This is a genomic window from Treponema sp. (genome assembly GCF_045657965.1).
Classification (GTDB): domain Bacteria; phylum Spirochaetota; class Spirochaetia; order Treponematales; family Treponemataceae; genus Treponema_D.
Genome location: NZ_JAZOUG010000215.1, coordinates 1 through 6,283, shown reverse-complemented (window position 1 = coordinate 6,283; position 6,283 = coordinate 1). Strand labels below are relative to the sequence as shown.

The 6,283-nt window shown below is 38.0% G+C and carries 7 protein-coding genes; 1 reads left to right on the top strand and 6 read right to left on the bottom strand.

Annotated elements, in window-relative coordinates; all coding sequences use genetic code 11:
• From rplI to rpsF, 4 genes are all read right to left on the bottom strand, one after another.
• Positions 1–497, bottom strand: a 497-nt coding sequence (gene rplI / locus ACKI5B_RS07915; RefSeq protein WP_407427526.1) for a 50S ribosomal protein L9, incomplete at its 3' end; no start/stop codon positions are given.
• A gap of 12 nt (positions 498–509) precedes the next feature.
• Entirely contained in the window at positions 510–821 is a 312-nt protein-coding gene (gene rpsR / locus ACKI5B_RS07910; protein ID WP_407427524.1) for a 30S ribosomal protein S18, read from the bottom strand.
• Positions 822–838: 17 nt separating this feature from the next.
• On the bottom strand, positions 839–1,351 hold the full coding sequence (locus tag ACKI5B_RS07905; RefSeq protein WP_407427522.1) for a single-stranded DNA-binding protein: 513 nt from the start codon (positions 1,349–1,351) through the stop codon (positions 839–841).
• 37 nt (positions 1,352–1,388) lie between these two features.
• A complete protein-coding gene (gene rpsF, locus ACKI5B_RS07900; RefSeq protein WP_407427520.1) occupies positions 1,389–1,682 on the bottom strand; it encodes a 30S ribosomal protein S6 in 294 nt (97 codons plus the stop codon).
• A gap of 150 nt (positions 1,683–1,832) precedes the next feature.
• Here rpsF and ACKI5B_RS07895 point away from each other — a divergent pair, with 150 nt between their 5' ends.
• Positions 1,833–3,299 (top strand): bifunctional folylpolyglutamate synthase/dihydrofolate synthase, encoded by a 1,467-nt coding sequence (locus tag ACKI5B_RS07895; RefSeq protein ID WP_407427518.1) that lies wholly within the window; start codon positions 1,833–1,835, stop codon positions 3,297–3,299.
• On the opposite strand, the gene alr is transcribed toward ACKI5B_RS07895, so the two are convergent.
• Both alr and ACKI5B_RS07885 read right to left on the bottom strand, forming a co-directional pair.
• Positions 3,267–4,424 (bottom strand): alanine racemase, encoded by a 1,158-nt coding sequence (gene alr / locus ACKI5B_RS07890; RefSeq protein ID WP_407427516.1) that lies wholly within the window; start codon positions 4,422–4,424, stop codon positions 3,267–3,269. The genes ACKI5B_RS07895 and alr overlap by 33 nt on opposite strands.
• Positions 4,425–4,433: 9 nt before the next feature.
• Complete coding sequence (locus ACKI5B_RS07885) at positions 4,434–6,110, bottom strand: AMP-binding protein (protein ID WP_407427514.1); 1,677 nt, start codon at positions 6,108–6,110, stop codon at positions 4,434–4,436.
• Positions 6,111–6,283: the final 173 nt, after the last annotated feature.

The window sequence follows — 6,283 nt, the reverse complement described above, 5'->3', positions numbered from 1 at the left end:
TTAGCTTTTTCAGCTTTTTTAGAAGTTTCCTTTTTTGCAGCAGTTTCATCAATTTCAGCTTCTACAGCAATTTTTACTTCTGCTGTTGTAGCTTCGTAGAGATGAATTGTACAGTGGTAGTTACCAACAGATTTAATAGTGTTACCAGGAATTTCAATCTTCTTGCGTTCGATATCAAAACCGTTTTTAGAAAGATAGTCAGCTACTGTAAGAGCAGAAACTGAACCAAAAAGTTTTCCGTTTGCTGCAGCCGGCATTTTGAGAGCAACTGTAAGAGCTTCAAGTTTATCTTTGAGAGAAGCTGAATCCTTACGTTTCTGCTCCTTGCGTGCTTCGATTTCTTCTTTGCGTGATTCGAAGTAAGCTACAGTCTGGTCATTATATGGAACAGCATACATGTGTGGAAAAAGGAAGTTGCGAGCATATCCGTTAGCAACATTTTTTACATCACCCATTTCTCCGAGGTGTTTTACATCTGTATAAAGAATAACTTTCATTTTACCCCTCCCTTACTCTGTTACGAATGGCAACAAGCAGATGTTGCGTGCGCGTTTGATAGCTACTGTGAGTTCACGCTGATGTTTTGCACAGGTACCTGTGATGCGGCGAGGAAGAATCTTACCGCGCTCTGTTGTAAAGCGTTTAAGAGAGTCTGCATCTTTATAATCAATTTTTGCTTTGTTAGCACAGAAACGGCAAACCTTTTTTCGGAAGAAAGTTTTACCTTTACCACGAGCACCTTTTTCTTCGCCGTCACGGCCTTCAGATGCGCTCTGAGTATCTACTTTAAGTTCGACTTCGTTTGTAACTTCGTCTGACATAGTGTTCTCCTAATAAATTAAAATGGAATGTCTTCCGGGAATCCGCCATCCTGCGGAGCACCAAAACTCTGATCGTCGTAGGAAGATTCAGAAACCGGGCTTGGAGCAAATGTATTGCCCTGCGACTGTCTCTGGAAATTCGGTGTGTAACCCCCGGACGGCTGAGAGCCGCCATTACCTGAATTTCCACCTAAAAGCTGCACATTGTTTGCAACAATTGAAACATTACTTCGTGTCTGCCCTGTAGTTTTGTCCTGCCAGCGATCCTGTTTGAGGTAGCCTTCTACACAAATCTGCTTTCCTTTTTTAAGATATGGAAGAAGATTTTCGGCTGTTTTGCCCCAGATTGTGACATTAAAAAAATTTGCTTCATCAATCCACTGATCACCCTGTTTACGGCTTCGGTTGACAGCAATGCTGATATTGGCACGAGCCTGACCGTTTGGAGTGAAAGCATATTCACGCTGATCACTGCCGTTTAAATCACGTGTAAGACGTCCTACAATTGTTACAGTATTGATGTCAGTCATTTTAACCTCCAGAATGTGAAGTGAATTTGCAAATCAGTTATTTTGCTTCTTTGTCGTCAAGTTTAACAAAGAGAGACTTGAGCAGGTTGTTGTTCAAGCGGAACTGAGTGTTGATTTCAACGATTTTAGCAGGATTTGCTTTAACTGTGAAAAGAACGAAACGACCGCGTTTAAGACGATTGATTTCGTAAGCGAGGTCACGGTCTCCGTAAGACTCCTCTTTTTCGATTGATGCACCGAACTGTGCGAGAACGGCCTTTACTTTTTCTGAGCCGTCTTTGAACTTCTCTTCCTCTGTAGGATAGATAGTCATGAGTTCATACTTTTTCATGTGTGTATGTTCTCCTTATGGACATTTGGAATCCGCATACGCAGATTCAAGGGGTTGACATTAATAATATCATTTTAATGGCTTATTGGTCAATAAGATATAAAAAGTTTATAGCGACTTTAATTTTTAAATTCGCTATACTATATCATCATGAAAAAAATTGATTCCATTACAAAACTTGAATCATGGATTGATTCTTACCTGAATTTCGAAAAGACACCTGAAAAAAATATTTTCTGGCTCGATACAATGCGCTTTTTCTGTAACAAATTCGGGCACCCTGAAAATTTCGCTCCATGCTTTCATATCGCAGGCAGTAAAGGAAAAGGCTCTGTATCAACTTTTATCGCCTCAATTTTAGACGAAGCCGGCTACAAGACAGGACTTTACACTTCCCCTCATATCCTTGATTTTATCGAACGAGTTTCTTCAGCACAAGGTAAGTTTAGTAATGAAGTTTATGATAATGCCGTAAAGGAAATCATGGACGGAGTTCAAAAAATCAATACAGAAGAACTTCCCGGAGAAAGACCGGTAACATGGTTTGAACTTGTCACCCTTTTTGCTTTTTTAACATTCCGCCAGGCAAAAGTTGATTACTCAGTTTACGAAGTCGGACTTGGAGGACGGCTTGATTCAACAAATGTAATATCACCGGTCTGCTCAGTTATCACACCTATTGAAAAGGAGCATACAGAATTTTTAGGTGATACACTCGAAAAAATTGCATACGAAAAAGGGGGTATAATAAAAGAAAACACCCCGGTTATTATCGCAAAGCAGCAACCATCCGTTCGTAAGGTTTTTGAAAAAATCGCAGAAGAAAAACATTCACCGGTTATTTTTGCAGAAGATTTTATCAATAACCTGTATTTTGAAATAAAAAAAATATCAGATTGTATAAATTTTAATACAGTAAACGATAATAAAAACATTCTTTTAAATAAAAATAGTATAATTTTTAATACACCTTTACAAAACAAAAATATTTTATCACTAATGACTGTTAGTTTTTCATCAAAAATCTTCTCTAGACCAATTAAAACTACTTTACAGTTGACAGGTAAATTTCAAGCTGAAAATGCAGCTCTTGCAGCAATTGCAGTTAAAACAGTACTTCCGGATCTGAGTGAAGATATTATCGAGCGCGCTCTTTCAAAGGCAAAACTTCCTGCCCGTTTTGAAATTCTTAAAAATCCAGTATCAGAAAAATCACTTATCGTGCTTGACGGAGCTCACACTGTAAACAGCGTTAAATTCACTATGGAAACATTCCGACAGGTTTTTGGTGAAGAAAAAGGAAAACGCATACTTCTTTTTGCCTGCGCTGCAGATAAAGATGCAAAAGATATTGCTCCACTGTTCAAAAATAAATTTGACTCAGTATTTTTAACAAAACCTGGAAATGTAAAGCAATCAGACATGAATACACTTTCAAAGGCTTTTAATGATACACAAATAAACTGTGAAATCAGTGAAGATTTTGTAATGCAGATTCAAAAATCAATAAAAAAAGCCGGTGAAGAAAAAGCTGTCCTTCTGGTCACCGGTTCATTTTATCTGATAGCTGAAGTTAAAAAAATATTAGCCGATATAAACCCGCGGCACACGTTTTGATATACCACATGTAATTTCATAGGAAATCGTATTTGTAGCACGGGCAATATCTTCTGCACTTTGGAGTGCGCCGCTGTTTTCAGGTCCAAAAATTACAGCGTCGTCCCATCTCTGAACATCACTTTCTTTACCTAAATCAATCATGCACTGATCCATGCAGATTCTTCCGCGTACAGGATACGGCTTTCCTGCAACTGCAACTTTAAGTGAACCTTCATGCTGATTGAACCTTCGGAACAAGCCGTCATCGTAGCCTATTGGAATTACACCAATATCAGTTTCTCGTGATGAAGTCCAGGTGCGGCCATACGAAATCGAATGACCTACACCAAATTTACGGATTGCAACAACTTTAGAAACAAGTGCCATAACAGGCTTCAAATCAATTTCGTCATTTTTCTTATTAAAATAGTCTTTGGTCAAATCACCCGGATAGTATCCGTAACAGATAATTCCAGGACGGCACATATCAAGATGCATTTCCGGGTTATTCAACGTCAATGCTGAATTTGCACAGTGCCGGATTCCAGGATCAATTCCAAGTTTTTTTACCTGTTCAGTGGCGAATAAAAAACGTTCAAACTGAGTCTTTGAATATTCAATATCATCAGCGTCAAGAGAATCCGCAACCGAAAAATGAGTACACATACCTCCGAGCTTCAAAACTTTCGTATCTTCAATCATCTTTGCATAAAATGCAGCTTCTTCCGGAAGACAGCCTATCCGTCCCATGCCGGTATCTACAGCTAAATGGACAGGAAATTCTTTTTTTCCAAGACGAAGGCATGAAACAGCTATTCCTGTAATATATTCTTCATCAAAAACAAGAGGGGTTAAATCATGCTCAACCAGCAGATCCATTTCATCAGGAGAACACAGGCTCAAAACAAGAATCGGGCATTTTATTCCGGCCTCACGAAGCTGAAGTCCTTCGTTAATAATTGAAACGGCAAAATAGTCTACACCACACTCAAGAGCGACTTTTGCACACTGTACTGCGCCGTGACCATAGGCATCAGCCTTGATTGCAACGCACATTTTTGCACCTTTCTGTATTTTTGAGCGGATAACTTTAAGGTTATGACGCAGATTTTCAAGATAAATCCGGGCTATTGTTGGTCTCATACAATAAATCTAATCATTTCCTGCACTTTTTACAACAGCATCTTTATTACGAATTTCGACACGTCTGATTTTTCCGCTTATTGTTTTTGGAAGTTCTTCAACAAACTCAATAATTCGTGGAGCTTTATAAGGTGCCGTATCATGCTTTACAAAATCAATCAGCTCAGCCTGAAGTGATTTATCAGCAGTAAAACCTTTACACAAAACCACAGTTGCTTTGACAGCCATACCGCGTTTTTCATCTTCAACGCCAGTAACCGCACATTCCAGAACAGCTGGATGCTTCTGAAGGGAAGATTCTACTTCAAACGGACTTACACGATAACCGGATGTTTTTATAAGATCATCATTTCTACCTACAAAGTAGAAATAACCTTCTTCATCTTTGTAAGCAACATCACCTGTATGATATACTCCATTATCAAAAGCAGCTGCCGTTAGTGAAACATCGAGATAATATCCGGAAAATAATCCGCACGGACGCTGACCTTTTTCGAATCTGATAACAATTTCGCCCTGTTCATTTGCATCACAGCTGGTAAGATTCGGCCGGACAATATCAACATCATAACCAGGAGCAGGTTTTCCCATTGAGCCAGACTTTGGTTCCATACCAGGAAAATTTCCAACTGTAAGTGTAGTTTCAGTCTGACCGAAGCCTTCATGAATTTTATGACCTGTCTGTTTTAAAAACTGATCATAAACTTCACCATTCAAGGCTTCACCTGCTGTTGAACAGTTAACAAGTTTTGATAAATCGTACTTTGACAAATCCTGTCTGATAAGATAACGGTAAACTGTTGGCGGTGCACAGAATGTTGTAACCCCATAATGAGCCATTTTTGTAAGTACTTTACCCGGAACAAAAGTGTCCATGTCATAAGTAAATACAGCTGAACCACACAAAAGCTGACCATAAAGTTTACCCCAGACAAATTTTCCCCAGCCGGATTCTGCAATACTTAAATGTAAGCCTCCGTCAACAACACGCTGCCAGTATTTCGCAGTACAAATATGTCCTAAAGGATAAAAATATGAATGCTGTACCATTTTTGGATAACCTGAAGTTCCACTCGTAAAATACAAAAGCATAGGATCTTTACCGCCAGGACAAATATCCCTTCGTGTATATGTATCAGGAAAAGCCTCATACCCTTTATGGAAATTATGCCAGCCAGCTCTATCGTTACCAACAGTGATTAAAGTTTTCACACTGGGAGAACCTGGTAAAGCAGCTTCAATTTCATCCTGAACCTTATCATCAAAAGAAACAATCACATTTACTTCTGCAGCATTATTACGGTAAACAAGATCTTTCGTTAAAAGCATATTTGTTGCCGGAATTACAATTGCACCAAGTTTATGAATGGCAAGAAAAAAGAAATACACTTCGTATCTTCTTCGCAAAATAAGCATTACCCTGTCACCTTTTCCAACACCAAATGATGCAAGATAATTAGCTGTTTTATTAACTTCTTTTGCAAGCCTGCCAAAAGTAATTATTTCTTCTCCACCATGGTCATCACACCATACGATTGCCTTTCTTTCAGGTTCATTCTTTGCGAATTCATCAATTACGTCGAAAGAGTAATTGAAATTTTCCGGAATATTAATTTTAAAATTTTTACGAAGTTCTTCGTATGTATAGTCTTTCTCCGGATCAATTGAAATAAATCTTTCTAACATTTTCTTAAACCCTTATAGATTTTTGATATATACAGTTTGACACTTGATGTAAAAAAAAGTTGCACTATTTTTTTTAGATTTTATTTAGAATATTCAAAAAAATCAATGTAACTTGAATAAACAATAAGTTTTTCCTATAATAAACACTATAAATAATTAAAGGAAATTTTTTA

Bases quoted from the DNA above. Each gene is read 5' to 3' on its own strand.
- ACKI5B_RS07905 (WP_407427522.1), bottom strand. From the start codon at position 1,351: ATGACTGACATCAATACTGTAACAATTGTAGGACGTCTTACACGTGAT.
- ACKI5B_RS07885 (WP_407427514.1), bottom strand. From the start codon at position 6,110: ATGTTAGAAAGATTTATTTCAATTGATCCGGAGAAAGACTATACATAC.
- rpsF (WP_407427520.1), bottom strand. From the start codon at position 1,682: ATGAAAAAGTATGAACTCATGACTATCTATCCTACAGAGGAAGAGAAG.
- ACKI5B_RS07895 (WP_407427518.1), top strand. From the start codon at position 1,833: ATGAAAAAAATTGATTCCATTACAAAACTTGAATCATGGATTGATTCT.
- alr (WP_407427516.1), bottom strand. From the start codon at position 4,424: ATGAGACCAACAATAGCCCGGATTTATCTTGAAAATCTGCGTCATAAC.
- rpsR (WP_407427524.1), bottom strand. From the start codon at position 821: ATGTCAGACGAAGTTACAAACGAAGTCGAACTTAAAGTAGATACTCAG.